At 60.3% G+C, this 23,051-nt stretch carries 15 protein-coding genes; 11 read left to right on the top strand and 4 right to left on the bottom strand.

Going from position 1 to position 23,051, the window contains the following annotated elements; translation table 11 throughout:
* Positions 1 to 23: 23 nt before the first annotated feature.
* Complete coding sequence (locus ACFOTD_RS07000; protein ID WP_378117108.1) at positions 24 to 3,449, bottom strand: response regulator; 3,426 nt, start codon at positions 3,447 to 3,449, stop codon at positions 24 to 26.
* A gap of 123 nt (positions 3,450 to 3,572) precedes the next feature.
* Entirely contained in the window at positions 3,573 to 4,436 is an 864-nt protein-coding gene (locus ACFOTD_RS06995) for an AraC family transcriptional regulator (protein WP_378117106.1), read from the bottom strand.
* 129 nt (positions 4,437 to 4,565) lie between these two features.
* Between ACFOTD_RS06995 and ACFOTD_RS06990 the strand changes: the two genes are divergently transcribed.
* Positions 4,566 to 5,855 (top strand): Gfo/Idh/MocA family protein, encoded by a 1,290-nt coding sequence (locus ACFOTD_RS06990; protein ID WP_378117104.1) that lies wholly within the window; start codon positions 4,566 to 4,568, stop codon positions 5,853 to 5,855.
* A 121-nt stretch (positions 5,856 to 5,976) separates the two neighbouring features.
* Here ACFOTD_RS06990 and ACFOTD_RS06985 read toward each other — a convergent pair whose 3' ends face one another.
* Positions 5,977 to 6,840, bottom strand: a complete 864-nt coding sequence (locus tag ACFOTD_RS06985) for a helix-turn-helix domain-containing protein (protein ID WP_378117102.1) — start codon at positions 6,838 to 6,840, stop codon at positions 5,977 to 5,979.
* A gap of 166 nt (positions 6,841 to 7,006) precedes the next feature.
* Here ACFOTD_RS06985 and uxaC point away from each other — a divergent pair, with 166 nt between their 5' ends.
* From uxaC to ACFOTD_RS06935, 10 genes are all read left to right on the top strand, one after another.
* Complete coding sequence (uxaC, locus tag ACFOTD_RS06980; RefSeq protein WP_378117100.1) at positions 7,007 to 8,461, top strand: glucuronate isomerase; 1,455 nt, start codon at positions 7,007 to 7,009, stop codon at positions 8,459 to 8,461.
* Positions 8,458 to 10,017 (top strand): tagaturonate reductase, encoded by a 1,560-nt coding sequence (locus ACFOTD_RS06975; protein WP_378117099.1) that lies wholly within the window; start codon positions 8,458 to 8,460, stop codon positions 10,015 to 10,017. Before uxaC ends, ACFOTD_RS06975 begins: the two co-directional genes overlap by 4 nt.
* Positions 10,014 to 11,681: a UxaA family hydrolase gene (locus ACFOTD_RS06970; RefSeq protein ID WP_378117097.1), complete on the top strand. Its 1,668-nt coding sequence runs from the start codon at positions 10,014 to 10,016 to the stop codon at positions 11,679 to 11,681. The genes ACFOTD_RS06975 and ACFOTD_RS06970 overlap by 4 nt, the downstream gene beginning before the upstream one ends.
* 442 nt (positions 11,682 to 12,123) lie before the next feature.
* Positions 12,124 to 13,827, top strand: a complete 1,704-nt coding sequence (locus ACFOTD_RS06965) for a glycoside hydrolase family 3 protein (protein ID WP_378117095.1) — start codon at positions 12,124 to 12,126, stop codon at positions 13,825 to 13,827.
* Between the two features lie 693 nt (positions 13,828 to 14,520).
* On the top strand, positions 14,521 to 16,284 hold the full coding sequence (locus ACFOTD_RS06960) for a sensor histidine kinase (protein ID WP_378117093.1): 1,764 nt from the start codon (positions 14,521 to 14,523) through the stop codon (positions 16,282 to 16,284).
* A 27-nt stretch (positions 16,285 to 16,311) separates the two neighbouring features.
* On the top strand, positions 16,312 to 17,880 hold the full coding sequence (locus ACFOTD_RS06955; RefSeq protein WP_378117091.1) for a response regulator: 1,569 nt from the start codon (positions 16,312 to 16,314) through the stop codon (positions 17,878 to 17,880).
* A 275-nt stretch (positions 17,881 to 18,155) separates the two neighbouring features.
* On the top strand, positions 18,156 to 19,502 hold the full coding sequence (locus tag ACFOTD_RS06950) for an ABC transporter substrate-binding protein (protein WP_378117090.1): 1,347 nt from the start codon (positions 18,156 to 18,158) through the stop codon (positions 19,500 to 19,502).
* A 431-nt stretch (positions 19,503 to 19,933) separates the two neighbouring features.
* The gene (locus ACFOTD_RS06945) at positions 19,934 to 20,836 is read left to right on the top strand and encodes a carbohydrate ABC transporter permease (RefSeq protein ID WP_378117088.1); all 903 of its coding nucleotides are present in this window, start codon (positions 19,934 to 19,936) and stop codon (positions 20,834 to 20,836) included.
* A 22-nt stretch (positions 20,837 to 20,858) separates the two neighbouring features.
* A complete protein-coding gene (locus tag ACFOTD_RS06940; protein ID WP_378117564.1) occupies positions 20,859 to 21,734 on the top strand; it encodes a carbohydrate ABC transporter permease in 876 nt (291 codons plus the stop codon).
* A 26-nt stretch (positions 21,735 to 21,760) separates the two neighbouring features.
* Positions 21,761 to 22,789 (top strand): glycoside hydrolase family 88/105 protein, encoded by a 1,029-nt coding sequence (locus tag ACFOTD_RS06935; protein ID WP_378117086.1) that lies wholly within the window; start codon positions 21,761 to 21,763, stop codon positions 22,787 to 22,789.
* Between the two features lie 40 nt (positions 22,790 to 22,829).
* On the opposite strand, the gene ACFOTD_RS06930 is transcribed toward ACFOTD_RS06935, so the two are convergent.
* Positions 22,830 to 23,051, bottom strand: a 222-nt coding sequence (locus tag ACFOTD_RS06930; RefSeq protein ID WP_378117085.1) for a hypothetical protein, incomplete at its 5' end; no start/stop codon positions are given.

The raw sequence follows: 23,051 nt of genomic DNA, 5'->3' as shown, positions 1-23,051 counted from the left end.
GGCTGTCATTCCTTCCGACGGGTCTATTTGATGAGCCACGCCTTGAGAAGCGTGACGAGCTGAGTCGTATTAATCGGCTTGGCGATATAGTCGGAAGCGCCGGCCCGAAGGCATTTTACGCGGTCGCCTTCCATCGCTCTGGCGGTCAACGCGATGATGACCAAGTTTTCGAACTGCGACATCTGGCGGATGCGCCGCATCGTCTCGTAGCCGTCCATCTCCGGCATCATGATGTCCATGAAAACGAGATCTACGTCCGGGTGTACGCTCAGATGCTGCAGCGCTTCCTTGCCGTTCTGCGCGAAGCTGATCTCCATATTGTAGCCCTCCAGCACGCTGGAGAGCGCATAAATATTGCGCATATCGTCATCCACGAGCAAAATCTTTTTACCTTCGAACGCGGCTTCCGGGTTATGCAGCTTCTCGATGAGGAGCTGCTTGTCCGGCGGCAGGTCCTCATGCTTGCGATGCAAATACAGCGCGGTCTCGTCGTATAGGCGTTCCATCGACTGTACGTTTTTGAGCACGATGCTCTCGGCGTAATGCCGCAGCCGCAGCTCCTCTTCCTTGCTGAGGTCGCGGCCCGTGTAAATGATGACCGGCAGCGTTTGCAGCTTGCGGTTCGTCTTGACCTGCTCCAGCAGCTCGAAGCCGGAGATGTCGGCAAGGCCGAGATCGAGCACCATGCAGTCGAAGTGCTGGGCGTTCAACTGACCAAGCGCATCCTTGCCGGTGGCCGCGGCAGTCACGGATACGTCGGGGTGCGCGATAAAGTCGACCAGACTCCCGCGCAAGGCGGCATTGTCCTCGACGATCAGCAAATTTTTGACCGGACGCCGGATGTACGATTCGATCCGCAGGAACGCGGCTTCAAGCTCCGAGCGGTCGGTCGGCTTTTTCCAGAAGTCCAATGCGCCCATGGAGAGCCCTTGCTTGCTGTCGTCGGCAGTGGAGATGACGTGCACGGGGATATGCCGCAGCTCGGGCCGGCTCTTGAGCCTGCTGATGATCGCCCAGCCGTTGAGGACGGGGAGGTCGGCGTCGACGACGATCGCGTCCGGCTTGTAGGCGTGAGCGAGCGCGAGCCCCTGGTCGCCCTGCAGCGAGACGATCGCCTTGAAGCCGCGCTTGCGCGCAAGCTCGAGCAGGATGGCCGCGAACGACGCTTCTTCCTCGATGATAAGCAGCGTTGTATCTCCCGGCTTCAGGTCGTTTCGGTCGTCATCCATTACGGCATGCTGGAGCAGCTTCGGGTTGGAGATCGAGATGTCCGGCACGAACGATTCATAAAACTCGGCAATGTCTGCGCCGGGGCGCGGCGAAGCCTTGAATTCGACCGGCGTCGGCTCGTGGAATGCCGTCCGCTGCGCCGGTTCCGGGACGGATACAGGCTCGGGCCGGGGCGCCGTTGCAGCGGGTGCTTCCTTATTAAGGGCTGGCGCTGCCCCCCCTGTCTGCTCGGATGTCCGCTCCACTTCAAGCTCGGGAACGGACTTCTCGGCTTGCTCAGACAGGAGCAGGGTAAAGGCGCTTCCTTTGCCGGGTTCCGACGCGGCTTCGATCCGTCCGCCCAGCAGCGAGGCGAGCTGGCGGCAGATGCTGAGACCGAGTCCCGTTCCGCCATACTTGCGGCTGGTCGTGCCGTCTGCCTGCTGGAACGCTTCGAAGATGCTGTCGAGCTTTTCTTTCGGAATGCCGATGCCCGTATCTCTTACCTCGAAGAAAAGATCTTCCGGATTCGCCTCGCTCCGGCCGACCGTCAGCGATACCTGGCCCTTCTCCGTAAACTTGAAGGCATTGGAGAGCAGGTTCGCCAGAATCTGCTGCAGCCGGTGGCTGTCGGTCCGGAAAGAAGCCGGCAGCCTCGAATCGAGGCGCACGCGCAGCTCGAGTCCTTTGCCGCGCGCGACTTGATCGAACGTGCGATATGCATGGTCTACGACATCCTGGACTTGTACCGTCTCGAAGACGGCCGCCATCTTGCCGGCTTCGAGCTTGGCCAGGTCGAGAATCTCGTCGATGAGCCGGAGCAGATCCTTGCCCGCCGAGAAGATCGTGTGGACGTATTCAAGCTGTTTGGGCTGCAGATTGCCCGCCCGGTTCTCCGCGAGAATCTGCGACAGAATCAGGAGGCTATTGAGCGGGGTGCGCAGCTCGTGAGAGACGTTGGCGAGAAATTCGGATTTGTACTGCGCGGCCCTGAAAATCTCTTCGGCCTGCTGCTGGATCTCGTCTTTCTGCCGCGAGGTAAGAACCATCTCCTCCTGCAATTGCTCGTTGGAGACGCGCAGCTCGTCCGCCTGCACCCGGAGCTCCTCAGCCTGATCGACAAGCGAATCCGCCTGCTGTTCGATCTCCTCCTTTTGCCGGGCGAGGGACTCGGCCTGCTGAGCGATCTCTTCCTTCTGCCGTGCGGTTATCAGCACTTCCGTGCGCAGCGTCTCGTTGGCTTCGCTAATCTGCCTAGCCTGCGCATCGAGCTCTTCGGTTTGCGTGCGAAGCTCCTCCGTCTGCGCGGTCAGCTCTTCGGTCTGCGCCAGCAGCTCTTCCGTTTGGGCTACGAGCTCTTCCTTCTGGTGCTGAGTATGGCGCAGCAGTTCGTCGATCCGCGCGATATCGGCGAGCGTGTTGAACAAAACGCCCATATTAGCGGATACCCGGTCGATCAACTGCCGTTCGCGCGGGGAAAAGGCGTGAAGGGAAGCCAGCTCTACGACGCCGACAGTCTCGTCCTCGTAGCGGATCGGCACGAGCGTGAGGTAGGCGGGAGGCGTCTCGCCCAGCCCCGAGCGGATCTTGATATAGTCTGCCGGCAGATCGCTCATGACGATCGGATGCTTTTCCAGCGCGGCCTGGCCGACCAGACCGGCGCCGAGCGGGATAGGCTTGCGGGCTTCCCCCGAATCGTCATAGGCATAACCCGCGGTAAAGTGCAGCGCGTCGTCGCGCTTCACGTACAACGCTCCGCAGTTTGCGCCCAGCGCGCCGGCCAGCTTGCCCATGAAAATGCGGGAAGCTTCCTGTACCTGCACGGAGCCTTGAAGCAGGATCGCCATCTCGGATACGTTGGCGTTGATCCAGATCTCGTTTTCGGCATCTTCGCGAAGCTGTCGTTCCTGCGCTGTCTTATGATGCAGCGACAACGCCAGCTCCCGAAAGCGCCGCGCGAGCTGGCCGAATTCGTCTTCGGCCAAGTCGTCATGCGCGGATGCGTCCGTCTTGCCGGCCGCCATATCGTCCACGATCCGGGAGATGCGCCGCATACCCGTGAAGATGCTCCGATGTACGGTGGAGATCAAGTAGGCGCCGACTGCGAGGCCGAGGGCGCCTAGCGTAATCGATAGCCCCAATATTCGTCCGCTCGTATAGACGGAAGCGATGGCCGTCATGCCCCCGAGAAGGAGCAGAAACGCGAGGCCAAGGCCCCATATCTTCTTGGTGATATTCATAAAGACCGCCTTTGCGTCGGAATGATAGACTGCGTAGATATACTTGATGATATCTGCTGCATACAATTATAACTTTCCTGCCGGCAGATAGATATAGAACATCCCTTGCGGGCGGCTTAAGATTCAGCCCGGACGTCGGAACTGGGCTCTGTAGCTTCGCGGCGTCATGCGCGCAAAGGTTTTGAACACCTTTTCGAAATGCGAAAAATTATCGAATCCGGCCTCTTCGGATACTTCGGTAATTCGCGCGTCCGTCTCCCGGAGCAGCCGCTGCGCCTCCTTGACCCGCGTGATGCCGACGTATTCGGCGATCCCGAAGCCGGTGCACCGTTTAAAAGTACGGCTCAGGTAGCTGGGGCTCAAGTAGAAGCGGCTGCCGAGCTTGTCCAGCGTGATCGGCTCGCGAAAATTCGCGGCGATATACCGTGCGACCTCGGTCATTTTGGCCGCCGTCGGCGAAGACTCCTCTTCGGCGGCTTCGGCCTCCGCTCCGAGGGCGTGCCGGGCCGCGAACAGCAGCACCTCCGCAGCCGCGTGCCGGATCGGCAGCTCGCTGCCTGGCGGGCGATCCTGAATCTCGCGCAGCATGCCGTACAGCAGCTGCTCGATCCGCAGGCGCTCCGGGGCGTCCAGACGCAGCAGGCGGCGGGCGCCAAGGAACGGCGAGCGAAGCAACTCGGCCTCCGCCTCGCCGAACTGCGCGAAGTACCGCTCGTCATAATAGAGCACGACGCGCTCGTGATTGGGCACGCCGGTATCGCTTGTCTTGTGCACCTCGTCTCCGGGGATGATGACAAGGTCTCCGGGCTGAACCTGGTACGCGCGGTCCTTGATGAAATAGAACCGTTCGCCGCCGAGCAGGTAATAAAGCTCGTGCTGACCGTGCATATGGTCGGAGACCATCGAATAATGGCCTTTCCTCCGATTGTATTCTACGTAAAAAGGATCGTGCGGGTCTCCGTAACGAAGCGTGCTGCTCAAGTTCAAGCCAATCGCCTCCCAGAGGACAAAAAATGCGGGTTTTCAAGAATAATAACATAAATTGCGGAGCAAATAAGCACATTTTGCGGTACATTTTCCTCAGAAGATCCTTTAAGACGAGGAGAGATGGCAAAGATGGCAAAAAAGACATACGTACAGGTAGGCGCAGGAGGGAGAGCGGAGTTTTTTTACTCGGCGATCGCCACTGCGTATCGGGAGACGAGCGAACTGATCGCGTTCTGCGACATCAACCAGACCCGCATGGACTACGCGAACAAGCTGCTGACGGAGAAGTACGACTATCCGGCGGTACGTACCTATAAGAGCAACGAATTCGAACGGATGATCGAGACTGAAAAGCCGGACGCCGTCATCGTGACGAGCGTCGACCGGACGCACCATACGTATATTATCCGCGCGCTGGAGCTCGGCTGCGACGTCATTACCGAGAAGCCGATGACGGTCGACGAGGAGAAGTGCCAGGAAATTCTCGACGCGGTCGAACGGACGGGACGGAGCGTGCGCGTGACGTTTAACTACCGCTACGCGCCCCATCATACGAAAGCGCGCGAGCTGATCGCGAGCGGCGTCATCGGCGACGTGACGTCGATCCACTTCGAGTGGCTGCTGAACACGCAGCACGGCGCGGACTATTTCCGCCGCTGGCACAGGGACAAGCGCAACAGCGGCGGCCTGCTCGTGCACAAGTCCACGCATCACTTCGACCTGGTGAACTTCTGGATCGGCTCGCAGCCGGACACGGTGTTCGCAATGGGCGATCTGCTCTTCTACGGCAGGGAGAACGCGGAGAAGCGCGGCGTCACCAAGTTCTACGAGCGCGCGACGGGCAATCCCAATGCCGCCGGCGATCCGTTCGCCCTGCCGCTCGACGGCAATCCGCATCTGAAGGCGATGTACCTCGACGCCGAGCCCGAAGACGGCTATCGCCGCGATCAAAGCGTGTTCGGCGACGGCATCTCGATCGAGGACACGATGAGCGTGCTCGTGAAGTACAAGAACAAAGCGCAGCTGACTTATTCGCTGAACGCCTATCTGCCTTGGGAAGGCTACCAGATCGCGTTTAACGGCACGAAGGGCCGCATCGAGATGAAGATCGTCGAGCAGTCGTACGTGAATTCTGGCGGGGACAAGGCGCTCGAAGGCGCTGTACAGGGCGTCACGATCCTCGTATTCCCGATGTTCGGCGAGCCGTACAAGGCCGAATTCGAGATGGGCGAAGGCGGACACGGAGGCGGAGATCCGGTGCTGCTTAACGACATCTTCGGCGTCCCGGTCGAGGACGAGTTCCATCGCGCGGCGAATCACGTCGACGGCGCGCGCTCGATTTTGACGGGCATCGCGGCCAACCGGTCGATCCGCACCGGACAAGCGGTCAAGGTCGACGAGCTCGTGAAGTTTTATTAAAAGACCGCTTAAAATACAAATCCGCATAAACGACAGGCGCCTCTCCGTCCGGGGAAGCGCCTGTTGCTTATGCGGCTAGGCCGGGCGCCGGGACGAATCCGGGCGGGTTTCTCAGGCCGGTCTAGCCATGCGGCCGATCGTGCAGCTTCCGGTACTGCATCGGCGTCAGCTTGGCCGTTTTTTTGAACGTGCGCTCGAAATGCGTCACGCTCTCGAACCCGCACGCCGCCGCGACGTCGATGATCTTGCGGTTCGTCTCGCGCAGAAGCGTCTGGGCCTCACGCACGCGGACCAAATTCAGATAGCCGACCAGCGTAAAGCCGGTCACCGCCTTGAAGGTTCGGCTAAGGTGAGAGGGGCTCATGTAAAAGCGGGCGGCCAGATCGGGTAAAGTTACGTTATCCGGGTAGCGCGCATTCAAATGCCTGACGACGTCCGCGATTTTGCTGTGGAGCGGATGGGCCGCAGCCTGTCCTTCCTCGCCGCCGGAATCCGGCAGCCGGGAAGCCAGAAGCAGCAGCTCCGCGAGGAGCAGGCGCAGCCCGGTCTCGAAGCCCGGCTGGCGGCCCGCGATCTCGGCGCCCATCCGGTTCAGCAGGGCGAGCACGCCGGCCTGCTCGTAGGACGACAGACGGAAGATGCGCGATCCGCCGCGGAACACGCGGAACAGTTCGTCGTAGTAAGGCAGCCGCTCCATGCCCAGGTAGGCGTCGCTGAAGTTGATGACGACGCGCTCATGCGCGTGCGAGTCCTTCATCGACGATTTGTGCACCTGCTGCTTGTCGATGAATACGAGCGAGCCGGCGGCGACGCGATGCGTTTCTTCTTTAATAAAATAGAGACGCTCGCCCGAGACGAGGTAATAAATCTCATACGTGCGGTGATAGTGGTTCGTCCGCTCGAAGGGGCGGGTGCGGCGTATGCGGTGGTAATAAAAGTCCGATTCTTCGTCGCCGTAGGTCAAGGCGTCCGCCTCGTCGTACATGTGCGCTGCTCCTTTCCGCGTCAAACTGAGCCTAGTTACTCTTTCTGGAGCAAAATAAGTTGATTTTTTATAATATAAGCAAAAATCGCGGAGACTTCCAACCTTTTTTGCGGTAACCTGTGGACAGAAAGCGATTGCATATTACGATACGGAGGTTGAATATCCTGTGAGAGCGTTCATGGACGACCGCTTCCTGCTGAATAACGATACGGCCGCGATGCTTTACGAGCAATTCGCCGCGCCCATGCCGATCATCGACTACCATTGCCATCTGGATCCGAAGGCGATCTACGAAAATAAACCGTTCGCGAACCTGACCGAGGTGTGGCTGTACGGGGATCACTACAAATGGCGGGCGATGCGCGCGAACGGCATCCCTGAGAAGTACGTCACCGGCGGCGATGGCGTCTCCGACTACGACCGGTTTCTGGCCTATGCGAAAACCGTGCCGATGACGATCGGCAATCCGCTGTATCACTGGTCGCATCTCGAGCTGCGCCGCCTGTTCGGCATCGACGAGCTGATCAACGAAAAGAACGCGCCCGTCATTTGGGAAAAAGCGAACGCCAAGATCAACGGCGGCGGCTTCACGCCGCAGGATCTGGTGCGGGGCTCGAACGTCCGCGTCGTCTGCACGACCGACGATCCGGCGGACACGCTCGAATACCACCGCAAGCTGATCGAAGAGGACCGCCACGGCTTCCAGGTGCGCCCGTCGTTCCGTCCGGACAAGGCGCTCGAAATTAACCGGGCGACGTTCCTTCCTTGGCTGGCGCGCCTTCGCGAGGCTTGCGGCTACGAGCTGTCCGACTACGGCCTGCTCTTGAAGGCGCTGGGCGAGCGCGTACAATTTTTCCACGACACCGGCTGCCTGCTGTCCGACCATGCGATCGATACCGTCCTGCATGCGGAGGCTACGCAGGAACAAGCGGCGGCGATCTATGCGAAGGCGCTGCGCGGCGAGGCGGTGTCTCTTCACGAAGAGGCGCAGTACAAGACGTTCACGCTGCTGTTCCTCGGGCGGCAATACGCGGAGCGCGGTTGGACGATGCAGCTGCACATCCATGCGCACCGCAACAACAACACGGCGATGTTCGAGCGCCTCGGCCCGGATACCGGCTTCGACTCGATCAACGCGGGCGCGCTCGCGGGTCCGCTCGTCAAGCTGCTCGACGGGATCGAGAAGCAGGGAGGCCTGCCGCGCACGATCCTTTATTCGCTGAATGCCGGCGACAACGATGTGCTGGCCTCGATTATCGGCAGCTTTCAGGGGGACGGCATTCCCGGCAAGATCCAGCTCGGTTCCGCCTGGTGGTTCAACGATACGATCGACGGCATGCTCGCGCAGCTGAAGTCGCTGGCGAACATGGGGCTGCTGAGCCGGTTCGTCGGCATGCTGACGGATTCCCGCAGCTTCCTGTCGTATCCGCGGCATGAGTATTTTCGCCGGATTCTGTGCAATCTGCTCGGCGAATGGGTCGAGTCGGGCCTCGTGCCGGCCGACACGGAGCTGCTCGGCGAGATCGTCGAGGGCGTCTGCTACCGCAATGCGGAAGCCTACTTCCGATTCGGCGCGGAAGCCGCGCGGATCGAGATCGCGCGCACGGCGAGCGGCATATGAGCGGGGGCGCGGGCGCGGAGCGCGCCGGCATGGCGAACGCAACGGCTGCCGAGGACTTGGCGGCGCCGCCCCGTCTGAGCCGGGCGACGCTGGACGAAACGGCGGGAGCGCGTTACGACTGGATGAAGGCTTATCCGGTCAAGGTGCTGCAGATCGGGGAAGGCAATTTCCTGCGGGGCTTTGCGGATTGGATGATCGACCGGTGCAACCGGCAGGGCCTGTTCGAAGGCAGCGTGGCCGTCTGTCAGCCGCGTCCGTCGGGCGCGGCCAAGCTGGCCGAGCTGCGGGAGCAGGACGGCTTGTATTACCAATGGATTCGCGGTCTGCAGGACGGCCGCCCCGTCGACGAGCTGGACCTGGTGGCGGTGTTCGCGCTGACGGTCGATCCTTACGCGGAGTGGGATCGCTTTCTGGCGCTGGGAGAAGAGCCGGCGCTCGAGATCGTCGTCTCCAACACGACGGAGGCGGGGCTGGTCTACCAGGCGTCCGAATGGCAGCCGGAGCGGCCGATTCTATCGTATCCGGGCAAGCTGACGGCGCTGCTGTACCGGCGGTTCGAGACGTTCGGGGGCGATCCCGCGAAAGGCGTGCTGCTGCTGCCGTGCGAGCTGGTTGAAAATAACGGCGACAAGCTGCAGGAAATCGTGCTGCGGCATGCGGAGGACTGGGGGCTGCCCGAGGCGTTCAAAACGTGGGTCCGCGAGCATAACCGTTTCCTCAACAATCTCGTCGACCGGATCGTGACCGGCTATCCGGCCGAGGAGGCCGAGGCGCGCTTTGCTGCATTGGGCGCCGAAGACCGGCTGCTGAATGCGGCGGAGCCGTATCATCTATGGGCGATCGAGGGCGAGGCGGCGCTGGATGCGCGGCTGCCGCTGGCGAGCGCCGGACTGAACGTGCTGTGGACGGACGACCTGCGGCCGTATCAACTGCGCAAGGTGCGCATCCTGAATGGCGCGCACACGCTGATGGCGAGCGTCGGGCTGCTGAACGGGCTGGAAACGGTCGGCGAGACGGTCGCGCATCCGGCGTACGGCGAATGGATCCGCGACGCGATCATGAACGAGATCGTGCCGTCGGTGCCGCTGCCGGATGCAGACATGCGCCGTTATGCCGGCGAGGTGCTGGAGCGCTTTGCGAATCCGCATGTCCGGCACAAGCTGGCCGACATCGCGCTGAACAGCCTGTCCAAGTTCAAGGTGCGGCTGCTGCCGACGCTTGAAGCTTACGCGGAGCGGACCGGCGGGCTGCCGCCGCGAATCGTGGAGGCGTTCGCCTCGCTGCTGCGGCTGTATCGCGCTCGCGAGACGGGGGACGGCGGGTTTGCGGGCAACCGGCTGGACGGCAAGTCCTTAACGCTGCGTGATGACGCGGCGGCGCTGGCGGACCTGGCCGGGCTATGGGCGCGCCTGGACCAGGGAGAGCTGACTATGGAAGGTCTCGTTGCGGACATTCTCGGCCGTACCGACTGGTGGGGACGGGATCTGGGCGAGATCGAAGGGCTGCGCGCGGCGTTGTCCGGCGCATTGACGAAAATGGAGGCGAACGCATCATGAGCGAGACGGATACGACGCACGCTGCCGCGGCGACCGGAATCAACGGCGCTGCGGCAGCCGGATCGGCAGCGGCCGAGGCGGCTGCGAGCGACACCGTGGTGCTGAATCCGCGCGACCAGGTGGCCATCTCGCTGCGCGACATCCGCGCCGGCGAGACCGTGGACTGGTCGGACGGCGCAGGCGGCGAAGGCGCGGTGCTCGCGCTGCGGGACGTGCCGCGCGGGCACAAGCTGTTGATCCGGCCGGTCGCGGCCGGGCAGCACGTCAACAAGTTCGGTTATTCGATCGGCATCGCGAAGGAAGACATCGCTGTCGGCGACTGGGTGCATACGCATAACCTCAAGACAGGCCTCGGCGCGGTGCTGGACTATACGTACAAGCCGCTCTCAGACGGAGACGGCGCGTTCGCAGCGGATTCCGCATTCGACGATCATCCCGGTGGATCCGGAGCGCCATTCGCATCCCCCGCGGCTTCCTTTCCCGGCGGACAATCTACCTTCAAAGGCTACGTACGCGACGACGGCGAGGTCGGCATCCGCAACGAGATCTGGATCGTGAACACCGTGGGCTGCATCAACAAGACGTGCGAGACGCTCGCCCGTCTTGCGTCGCGTCAGTTCGAAGGGCGCGGCATCGACGGCGTATTCCACTTTCCGCACCCGTACGGCTGCTCCCAGCTCGGCGACGATCTGACCGCCACGCAGAAGCTGCTGGCCGCGCTCGTGCGCCACGGCAACGCGGCCGGCGTGCTCGTGATCGGCCTTGGCTGCGAGAACAATCAGGTCGACGCGTTCAAGAAGGTCATCGGCGACTACAATCCTGAGCGCGTGAAGTTCATGAAGTCGCAGGAGGTCGAAGACGAGCTGGAGGAAGGACTGTCGTTGATCGGCGACCTCGTCGACTACGCGGAGCGCTTCGTCCGGACGGAGGTGCCGCTGTCCAAGCTGCGCATCGGGCTCAAATGCGGGGGCTCCGACGGCTTCTCCGGCATTACAGCCAATCCGCTCGTCGGCCGCGTGGCCGACGCCATCACGTCGGTCGGCGGCACGGCGCTGCTGACCGAGGTGCCGGAGATGTTCGGCGCGGAGACGATCCTCATGGAGCGGGCGGCCGACGAGGCCGTTTTCGAAGACATCGTGAAGCTCGTCAACGACTTCAAGGACTACTTCATCCGCCACGGCCAGGAAATCTACGAGAATCCGTCGCCGGGCAACAAGGACGGCGGCATCACGACACTCGAGGAGAAGTCGCTCGGCTGCACGCAGAAGGGCGGCCACGCGACGGTTACCGACGTGCTGGCGTACGGCGAGCCTTCGCGCAGGCCGGGGCTTAATCTCGTGCAGGCGCCGGGCAACGATCTCGTCTCGGTCACGGCCCTGTCTGCCGCGGGCGCGCATGTCGTGCTGTTCACGACCGGGCGCGGCACGCCGTTCGGCGGACCGGTGCCGACCGTGAAGATCGCCACCAACTCTCAGCTCGCGGCTCGCAAGAAAAACTGGATCGACTTCAACGCGGGCCGTCTGATCGAAGGCATGAGCATGGACGCGCTGCGGGACGAACTGCTCGCGCAGATCGTGGACCTCGCTTCCGGCGAGAAGCAGACAAACAACGAGCGCAACGGGTTCCGCGAGATCGCCATTTTCAAGGACGGGGTCATCCTGTAATATAGCCCCTCGTCCCTGCTGGCCGGACCGTGGATCCGCTATTTGCCCGATAACGCCTACAATACAGATTTGCCGGACGCAGAATTCGCTATTCGCGATGTATCAGGGGACGAAGCCTGACTTCAGTCCAAATAGCGGACTCACGGTCCGCAGCCTTTGCTAAAACGCTAGAAATCGAGGGAATAGCGGACCCATTGTCCATCTCGTTGGCAGATTAGACAGTTGAGGGAGCGCTCCAGTCATTTATTGACACTGGAGCGTTCTTTTCTTTCGTCCTGGCCGTCTCTGTACAGTAAAGTTAAAAATGGACAGTCCCTCAGGCAACAAAATTGAATATTTTACAGTAGGCGCGCCCCGCCCAAGACCGCATACTGGTCGATGAACGCACTTACAGCGCAAAGACCGGCACGACCGGCATGCATGCTTGGAAGGGGAGAGTACCTTGCTTACGAACAATGATCAGGCGCTTCGCGACGTCAAGCTCGCGGACTTGTCCGTCAGGGAGAAAATCGGCCAGACCGTCGTCCTGCTGTCCGGCCGGGCGCAAGAAATCGAAAAGCACGGCAGTTTGGAAGCCTTCTTGGACCGTTACCCGGTTGGCGGCTTTTTCGTCGGCGCCGAGATAATCAAGGATGTCATGACGAGCAACGGCTTCGAGCAGGTAAAAGAAGCAACCGAGCAGTATCGGGCGGCGACCCGCATCCCGCTCATCTTCGCCTCGGATCTGGAAAATGGCTGCGGCAGCATGATTCCCGGCCTCACGAAGCTGCCGTTCCCGATGGCGCTCGGCGCGACGCGCAGCGAGCAGCTCGCTTACGATTACGGCAAGGCGACCGCGCTCGAGGCGGGTCTTGCGGGCGTGAACTGGACGTTCTCCCCGGTCGCCGACCTGAACGTCAACCGCTTCAATCCGATCACGGCGATCCGGGCGATCTCGGACAAGCCTTCCTGGGCGATTCCGCTGCTGAAGGCGGTCGTGCGCGGCATGCAGGATCACGGGCTCGCGGCGACGGCGAAGCACTTCCCGGGCGACGGCGTAGATTACCGCGACCAGCATATGACGACGACGGTCAACTCGCTGACCCGCGAGGCGTGGCTCGCGCAGCACGGCGCGGTGTTCCAGGCGCTGGTCGACGACGGGCTCGCGTCCATCATGACGGGGCATATCTCGCTTCCCGCGTTCCAGTCGCAGACGGCGCTCGGCGGCCGCTACTTGCCTGCGACGCTGTCGGCGGAGCTGAGCGACGGCTTGCTGAAGCGGCAGATGGGGTTCAAGGGCGCTATCGTCAGCGATGCGCTCATCATGGGCGGGTACCTCAAGTGGTACGAGCGCAACGAAGCGTATCTGCACACGCTGAACGCAGGTACGGACATGCTGTTGTGGCCGGAGCTTACTTATTTTGAAAGGGCCGAAAGAGCGCTCGAGACGGGCGAGCTGACGATGGAGCGGCTGGACGATGCAGTGGAGCGCGTGCTGCGGATGAAGCGTCGGTTCGGCGTGCTGGCGGCGGAGGAAGAAGCGCCTGCGATCGCGGAGCGCGGCGAAGCTTCCGCAACGAGCGAGCCTGCTTATGAGTTGAAGGCGACGGAAAGTCCCGCTTGTCAGGCCGACATCGCCGCCTTCGCGGAGCGCACGGCGCAAAGCGTAGCCGAGGGGGCGCTGACGCTTGTCCGCGACGAGGAAGGCCTGCTGCCGCTGGCGTCCGGCGCGGTGCGCAAGGCGCTCATCATCGGCATCAGCCCGTCGACGGCCGACTACGACGACTTGATCACGCTCAAGGAAGCGTTCGAGCGGCGCGGCATCGAGGCCGAACTCATCCGCAACGTCTGGTACGAAGATCTGATCGCGCGCGAGCCCGAGGTCGACCTGATCGTCTATGCGCCGATTCTGCGTCATCATCACCCGATGGGGCCGCTCGCCTTCAGCGCCGAGGAAGCCTCGGCTTGCTGGAGCGCCTTGACCGCCGGCAGAGACAAATCGGTCGTGGCCTCCTTCGGCTCGCCGTACCTCATCGCCGACTACTTTGACATGGCGCCGGTCGCCGTGAACGCCTACAGCAACGTACCGTCTTCCCATGAAGCGTTCGTGCGCGGGCTGTTCGGCGAGATTCCGTTCGCCGGCGTCGCGCCGGTCGACAATCTGTAATCGATACTTCAGCAGCAAAGCCAGCCAAAAGGGATGAAGCAGAGCGATATTTCTGCTTTATCTCTTTTTTTAAGATTAAAAAGTATTAAAGTGGGCGGCCATACGCGGACAATGAAGTGCGCTATCCTCATGTTGGAGCTTTCGAAAGTATGGCGGATTAAAAAGCCTGCATTTGTACATGTATTTTCAGCCGACACGCGACACGTGATGAAATACCTGCGGATATGCAGGAAAATGCAATGCGCAATCCGGAAATCCGGAGGATGGCGTAAAATAACTGCGCTTTCGCATCTATTCTGTTCAAAAGGGTCGACATCGGCATAAAAAGATGTATATTTGCAGGCATTGCGCCGAAAGAACGACGCAGGCGGCGATTGCCCGACCCCGTCGGAGCAACTACTGTATGAGCCAGCGACAGAAATTCCGCGTAACGCCAGTTACAGATATTTGCCAAACTTAATGGACCGTCAGGGCGATCTGCGATCTACCCGGACGGTTTTTCTTAGCATGCTCGCCCTCGTCGGCGGATTCCTCTGAATTTTGAACATTTCCCCCTGATTCGCAGCGGGGCGGAGATGCCGCGATATGTAGTAAAATGAGGCTTAACGGCCGGCTTGGCCGCCGAGCGGCGCTTGCTTGTCCGCGCGCGCCGGCGTTCCTGGTGCCGGTCCTCCCGCGAAGGAGCTTATTCCGATGCGCAAACGGTTCGGATTCGATTTTTACCGCAATATGCGGATACGCAACAAGCTGTCCTTGCTGATCGCGCTCATCGTGGCGCTTTCTTTTTCCGCGACGCTGCTCGTGCAGCAGTACGCGTTCTCCATTTACGACAGCCAGATCTACACCAAATCGTCGCAGGTGCTGAACTTGTCCTCCTCTGCCATCGAGGCTGAGCTCAAGCGGATCCGGCAGATCTCTTACAACGTGACGGCGGATGGTCAGGTCCAATCGCTGCTTAAAAAAATCGCGAATCCGGAAACGAGCAATTACGACCGGCTACTGCTCCGGCGCGATCTCGTCGACCGGCTGCTGAGCTATACTGGCACGGAGCCCTACCTGCTCTCGATCCAACTGTACGACTCGCTCGGTCACGAGAATGCGGCGGGAAACATCAAGGCGCTAAGCGACGCGAAGGTCGCGGACCTGTTAAGCAGATCCGATCAGGCAGAGGGCGAGCAGGTGCTGCTGTACCCGGACGAGAGCGACAGCGCGCTGGTCACGGCGAGGAAGGTGCGGTCGTACGAAGGCACCGACTTCAGCCTCAAGCGGCTCGGCATGCTCGTCATCCGCATCAATATCGAGCGGATCGTGCGCGAGAACGCGCCTGCGGAGGGCGAGTTGCTCATCCGGTCGGGCTCGGATATCGTATACCCGGTGCATCCCGCCTTTGCCGACGTCGGACTGAGCGAGGAGGATAGCCGCTACGGCAGCGGGTATTTCGTCGGCAGCTTCGGCGGGGAACGGTATTTCGTGTCCCATATCGAATCGGGCAATTCGGGCTGGATGTACTTCAACCTAACGCCGTTCAACCAAATTTTCGAGCGAATCATTTTTATCAAAGAGCTCGTCGTGTTCGTGTTCGTCGGTCTCCTCATCGTGGTGATCGCGTGGGGCTTCCGGTTTTCGCGCAGCATGACGCGTCCGATCGACGATCTGATCGCCCGGATGCGGCTCGCCGAGCGGGGCAACTTCGAGGAAGCCAACCTGCTATCGATCGACACGGCCAGCGTGCCGCGCGACGAGGTCGGCCTGTTGCACCGTTCGTTCCGCATTATGATCGAACGCATCAATACGCTGATCACGGAGAACTTCAAGAGCCGGCTGCTGGTAAAAGAGACAGAATTCAGGGCGCTTCAAGCGCAGATCAATCCGCATTTTCTGTACAACACGCTCGAATCGATCAACTGGATGGCCAAGATGAACCGGCAGCCGCAAATTTCGCAGATGGTCGAGGCGCTCGGCTTTCTCCTGCGCAATTCGATCTCGCTCGGCGATCCGCTCATTCCGCTGCGCGAAGAGCTGGGGCTGGTGGAAAGCTACGTAACGATTCAAAAATACCGGTTCGAGGAGCGGCTGGAATTCGAAACGGATATTCCGGAGGCGCTTATGGGGCGCACGATCCCGAAGCTGACGCTCCAGCCGCTGCTCGAGAACGCCGTTAATTATGCAGTGGAGCCTTCGATGACGCCCTGCCGAATCGTGATCCGCGCGCGAGAGTCGGCCTCGGAAGGTCTGCTGCTAACCGTCGAAGATTCCGGGCCCGGGATGGACCCTCGGATGCTGGAGCGGCTCCGCAGCGGGGAAGCCCGCGGCCAGGGCAGAGGCATCGGACTGCTTAACATCGACGAGCGTATCAGGATCGCGTTCGGCGAAGCCTACGGCGTTCGCGTGGAGAGCGAATCGGGGGGCGGCACCCGGGTCACGCTGGCGCTGCCGGCAGAGGACGCGCGAGCCTAAGACGAACCGAACGAAGGGGGACTGACCATGTACAAGGTACTGTTAGTAGACGACGAACGGATTATTTTGGACGGCATCTCAAGCATCGTCGATTGGGCGTCGGCGGGCACCATGCTTGCCGGCACGGCTCGCAACGGCGCAGAGGCGTTCGAGCGCATCGGGGAGCTCGCGCCGGATATCGTCATCACGGACGTCAAGATGCCGGTCATGGACGGTCTGCAGCTGGTGGAAAAAGCGAGCGGTATTTACCCGCATATCCGGTTTATCGTGCTGTCCGGCTTCGGCGAATTCGAATACGCGAGCCGCGCGATGCAATACGGCGTCAAGCATTACTTGCTCAAGCCGACCAACGAGCACAAGATCGCCGGCGCGCTCGCCGAGCTGATCGCGGAGCTTGGCCAGGAGGAGCGGCGCGAAACGTTTTTGCAGCAGATGAAGACGGAGATGGACGCCGTCATGCCGCACGTCAAAGAGCAGTTTTTGAAGGAATTCGTGACGAACAAGACCTTCGGCATCCGGGACTGGGAGCGGTACAGGCAGCTGTTCAAGCTGGACTACGATTACCGGGTGAGGCTGATTTTGTTCCAGCTGCAGCCGCCGTTCGAGTTCGAGCATCTGTTCGCGATTCGGAACATCGCGGGCGACGTGCTCGCGCAGCCGCTGCTCAGCACGACCATCGGCGACCATGTGCTGCTGGTCATCCGGGAAGAGGGGCAGAGGGACGGCGAAGGTGTTGGCGAAGGCGAAGGGCTCCAGCACAAGCTGGGCCGCATCCGCGATATTTTCCAGGACTACTATAAGCTAAAAACGACGGTCGCGCTGAGCGAACCCGACCATATTACCAATGCCCGCGGCTTGTACAGGGAGACGTTGTCCTGCCTGAATTACGGCTTCTATGTCGAAGAGGGCAGCCTGATCACGCGCAAGGATACGCTTCTGCCTAGCCGGGACGACTCGTTCGCGTTCGACGAAGAGCGGTTGTGCATGGCCGTGCGTTCAGGCCATCTCGAGGAGGCGGAGGCCGGGCTGGCCGAGTTTATCGGCGGCTTAAAGGAAGCCCAGCTGGACATCGGCGTCGCCAAGTCGTACGTGCTTCAACAGTTCGTCGCTCTGATCCGGCTGTGCGAGCCGGGCCGAATGGGCGACTATTATCAGCGTATTCCCGCGCTTGTCGAGCTGACTTCGCTCCACGCGATCCAGGCCTTTCTTGAAGAAGCGGCCAAGGAGATCGCAAGGTGGAACTACGAGCAGAACGTGAACAAGCATAGTGCGATCGTGCGCAAGGTGATCGCGATCGTCGAGGAGCAGCTCGGCAATCCGGAGCTGTCGCTGAACTGGGTCGCGCAGGAAATGCTGTACATGAACGCCGACTATCTGGGCAAGCTTTTCAAAAAGGAAACGGGCGAGAAGTTTTCCGCTTTTGTCACCCAGTCCCGTATCAAGCAGGCGATGGCGGACATCGCCGCCGAGCCCGACGTTAAAATATTCGAGCTGGCCGAGCGGTTGGGCTTCGGGGACAATCCGCAGTATTTCAGCCAAATTTTTAAAAAGTACGCAGGCTGCACGCCGTCGGAATATATCAAGAGCCTGGGGTGATGGGCGAGCTTGGGCTTCGGCAGTGGGGATGCGCGCACGAGGATGGCGCATGGTGGAGTTAAGCATGGGGCCGGGACTTATTCTACATCCCGATCGTGCACCGGAATGGTGCATGGCAGAGACTGCGCATTGAGTCGATAAAGCGCTTTCCGAAACTCTGTTTTTTATACAAACACCTCTGTTTTTTGAGTTAAAATCCTCCCGCATAAACGCAATAATAGTAAATGTAAGCACTATCAATTGTTGAATCCATCGATCCTGGGGAGGAACGAAATATGAAGAAATTAACGACGACGCTTATCGCCGCGAGCTTGATGATCGGCCTTGCCGCCTGCGGTTCCGGGAACAACGACGGCAAAGCGAGCGATGCCGCGGCGTCCGGCAGCGCCGGAAGCAGCGCAAGCGCGACGGCCAAGAGCGACGACAAGCCGGTCACGGTGCGCGTAGCCTGGTGGGGCGGGCAAGCGCGTCACGACTATACGCTCAAGGTCATTGATATGTACGAAAAGCTGCATCCGAACGTGACGATCGAGCCTGAATACGCGGCGTTCGACGATTACTGGAAAAAGCTCGCCCCGCAAGCGGCCGCCAACCAGTTGCCCGACGTCATCCAAATGGATATCTCCTACCTCAACCAATACGCGGGCCGCAACCAATTGGCCGATCTGACGCCGTATACCGAGAGCGGCAAGCTCGACGTGAGCTCGGTGGCCGAGACGACGCTCGCCGGCGGCAAAATCGACGGCAAACTGTACGCGATGAACGCAGGCTCCAATGCGCTCACGATGATGGTCGACCCGGCGATGTTAAAGTCGCTTGGCATCGAAGAGCCGGCCGCCGACAAGGGCTGGACCTGGGATGAGTTCGCCGCGCTTGGCGACAAGGCGAAGGCTCAGGGCAAGCTGCTGTTCAGCGACCTGCGTCACGACGTCTTCTTCCCGTTCTATCTGCGCGGCCAGGGCAAGCTGATGTATGCGGCGGACGGCACGAAGCTCGGCTACGACGACGACAAGCTCTTTATCGACTACTACAACAAATATCAAGAATGGTACGACAAAGGCTACACGCTCTCCCTCGACAAGCTGTCGCAGAGCAAGGGAACGCCCGAGGAGGATCTCGTGGCACTCGGCACGGCGCTGTCGTCAAATCAGTGGTCCAACCAGTTCATCGGCATTTCCGCCGCGGCGAAGCGCGATCTCGACCTGCTGCCAGTCCCGGGCTGGGATACGAACAAGGCGCTCTTCCTGAAGCCTAGTATGTACTTCACGGTGGCCAACTCGTCCAAAGTAAAAGACGCCGCCATCGACTTCATCAACTACTTCATCAATGACGTCGAAGCGAACAAGGTGATCCTCGGCGAGCGCGGCGTGCCGGTATCGTCCAAGGTGCAGGAAGCGATCCGTCCGAATCTGACGCCGGAGCAGACCAAAGTATTCGACTACGTCGCTTGGGCCGAGAAGAACAGTAGCGAAATGAATCCGCCGAACCCGGTCGGCGCCGTCGAAGTCGACGCGCTGCTCAAAGCAGAGGTCGAAAAGATTCTCTATAAGCAGACCACCGTCGAAAAGGGCGCCGCGGAGTTCCGCGAGAAAGCGAACGCGATCCTGGCGAAAAACAAATGACGTCGAGCCGTCCGGATATCGGGCGGGCACAGAGCCGGTTCCTCCGCGAGAAATCGCGAGGGGCCGGTTTTTTTACGGCATGTGCGCGTTTAGTTGCCGGATCGCTCAAGCGTGCGCGTAGATCAACAGTTCGCGGACTTACCGTGCCCCAGCCCCCCAAGTGTGAACGTAGATCAACAGTTTGCGGACTAACCGACCTCCGGCCCCCGAAGTATGAACGTAGATCAATTCGGCTTCGCTTACATCTGCCTCGCATGCCCGTCTGTCTAATCTCCACTTGAAGCTCCCAACAGGCCTCCCACTCGCGGGAGGCCTGTTTTTTGAACAAAGACAACGGTTTTTTGCCTTCTGGTTTCCGGCTCAAAATTTATAATTAAAGCATAAGGTATACGCTTACATTCGCGTACGCGACCTAGATTGGAGTGATCGAGATGACAAAGTTCCGCGAAAACAACCATTTGGTCGGATACTTGTTCACCGCGCCCTTTATTATCGGCTTTCTGATCTTTACGATGTTCCCGATGCTGGCATCGCTGTATTATTCGTTCACCGACTACAATCTGTTCGAAGCCCCGAACTGGGTGGGGTTCGACAACTACAAGACGATGTTCTCCGGCGACGATCAATACTGGAAGTCGGTGCGGGTCACGTTCACGTACGTCGTCGCGAGCGTACCGCTGCGGCTGGCGTTCGCGCTGGCGGTGGCGATGCTGCTGAACAAGGCGATCGGCGGCATCGGCCTGTACCGCTCCGCTTATTATCTGCCCTCGCTCATCGGCGGCAGCGTCGCCGTATCGATCATGTGGACGCAAGTGTTCGGCGACAAAGGCCTGCTCAACTCGTTCCTGAACCTGTTCGGCGCCCATGCGACCACGTCCTGGATCGGCTCGCCGGGCACCGCAATCTGGACGCTGATCGCCCTCTCCGTCTGGCAGTTCGGCTCTTCGATGCTCATCTTCCTAGCCGGCCTCAAGAGCATCCCGGCTTCGCTGCACGAAGCCGCGAACGTAGACGGCGCCGGCGCCGTACGCCGCTTCTTCAAGATTACGCTCCCGATGCTGAGCCCGATCATCCTGTTCAACCTGATCATGCAGACGATCTCCGCGTTCATGACCTTCACGCCGGCCTACGTCATCTCCCGCGGCGAAGGCGGCCCGCTCGACAGTACCCTGCTCTACTCGCTGTACCTCTACAAACGCGCCTTTCAATTTACACAGATGGGTTACGCTTCCGCCATGGCCTGGGTCATGCTGCTGACGGTCGGCATCATCGCGCTGATCCTGTTCCAGACGTCCAAGTACTGGGTCCACTACGAGTCGAAGGGAGAGAGCTAAGATGGCGATACCGGCAAAAGCGATGCTGACGAGCAGTCCCGCGCAAACGAGGCTGAAGGCGAATACGAGAAAGAAATGGAAACCGATTTTGTTCCACCTCGTCGTCGGTCTCCTCGCGCTCGTCATGATCTACCCGATTCTGTGGATGATCTCCAGCTCCCTGAAGCCCAACGGCGAGATTTTCTCGCAGGCGTACAACCTGATCCCGAGCCGGATCGCATGGGAGAACTACCGCAGCGGGTGGGCCGGTTTTGCGGGCAATACGTTTACGACTTTCTTTAAAAACTCGCTCATCATTGTAGTCATCTCGACGATCGGCGCGGTCGCTTCTTCGGCGGTCGTCGCTTACGGATTTGCGCGCATCCCGTTCGCCGGCAAGGGCTTCTGGTTCGCCTGCATGATGATGACCATGATGCTGCCGCACGACGTGACGATGATTCCGCAGTACGTCATGTTCTCCAAGATCGGCTGGCTGTCGTCGTTCAAACCGGTCATCGTGCCGCAGTTTTTCGCCGTACCGTTCTTCGTATTTCTCATCATGCAGTTTATCCGCACGATCCCGCACGACCTCGACGAGGCGGCCAAGATGGACGGCTGCAGCAAGTACGGCATCTTTTTCCGCATCGTCCTGCCGCTGATCGTGCCGTCGATCGTCACCGCAGCGATTTTCTCCTTCTATTGGAGATGGGACGACTTCATCAACCCGCTGCTGTACCTCAACAATCCGAAGCTGTACCCGGTGTCGCTGGCGCTCAAAATGTTCCTCGACGGCGATTCGGTCAACAACTGGGGCGGCATGTTCGCGATGGCCACGCTGTCGCTCGTCCCGATCTTTCTCATCTTCTTCGTCTTCCAGCGCTATATCGTGGAAGGCATCAGCACCAGCGGTCTCAAATAATGATTAGCGCACAGGGGGAAACGGACATGCCAGCATTGCAATTCGACGAGGCGGAAGTGCGCGCGGCAATCGATCGTGTGGTCGACCGCACGTTTCGCATGGATTTCAATTGGGATTGGCCGGCGGGCGTCGCTTTCTATGGCGTATGCGAGGCTTATGAGGCGACAGGGAACAAGGCGTATTTGGAAAAGTTAAAGGCGTGGGTCGACGAACAGTTGGAGGATGGCATTCCAAAGTTGACGGTCAACGCGGTCTCGGTGGGTCATTCGCTGCTCACGCTGCACAAGGCGACCGGCGAGCAGCTGTATTTGGACAAGGCGACGGAGATGGCGGAGTTCCTCGCGCACGAGGCGGTGCGCTTCGGAGACGGCATCTTCCAGCACACGGTCAACTCGCACACCTACGACTTTCCGGAGCAGGCATGGGTGGACACGATGTTCATGGCGGGCTACTTCCTGCTGCGGGTCGGCCATCTGCTCGGACGGCAGGACTACATCATGGACGGCATTCGCCAATACCACGGCCACGAGAACTGCCTGCAGGACCCGAAGACGAACCTGTATTACCACGGCTGGGACAATGTCGGAGGGAATCATATGTCCGGCGTTTTCTGGGCGCGGGGCAATGCGTGGGCGGCGCTGACAATGGCGCGCGCGCTCGAGCTCGTCGACGTGCACCATGCGTCGTTTATGATCATCGAGGGCTCGCTGCGCGATCAGCTGAGCGCGCTCGTGCGGCTGCAGGACGAGGAGACGGGGCTGTGGCACACCGTGCTGGACGATCCGTCGTCCTATATAGAGACGTCGGGCTCGGCCGGCATCGCCGCGGCGCTGTTGTCGCGCGGGCGCTTGTACAACAAGTACGTAAACCGGTCCGTGCGCGGCATTCTGGATCGCATCACCGAGGACGGCATGGTCTCGGGCGTATCGGCCGGCACGGCGGTCATGCGCGATGTCCAAGGTTACAAAGACACGTCGGAAAAGCGCATTCAGGGCTGGGGGCAGGGGCTCGCGCTGGTGTTCCTGTCGTCGCTGCTCGCGCGGCAGGAGTGGTAGGGCGGGCGTTGACGAGTCTGAGAAGAGGCGGTCTGCTGAATTAACCGCCGAGGTGGTCAGGACAGCATGGAAAGCTGCATATCTGCAGGTAAATTCCGAGTGCGGCAGCGGATTTATTGAAATAAATGCAAATATCAGGCTGTTGAGAAAGCAGTTTTACGCAGCCAACTGTAGCCTGATCCGACGAATATGTAAATAAATGGTCGACAGTGCGCACCAAAAGCCCGAACCTTTGCAGGAAGAAGTCTTCGCCAGGTGTCTG

This window comes from Cohnella sp. GCM10012308, assembly GCF_042649185.1.
Taxonomy (GTDB): Bacteria; Bacillota; Bacilli; order Paenibacillales; family Paenibacillaceae; genus Cohnella.
This window is presented reverse-complemented; position numbering and strand designations above follow the sequence as displayed.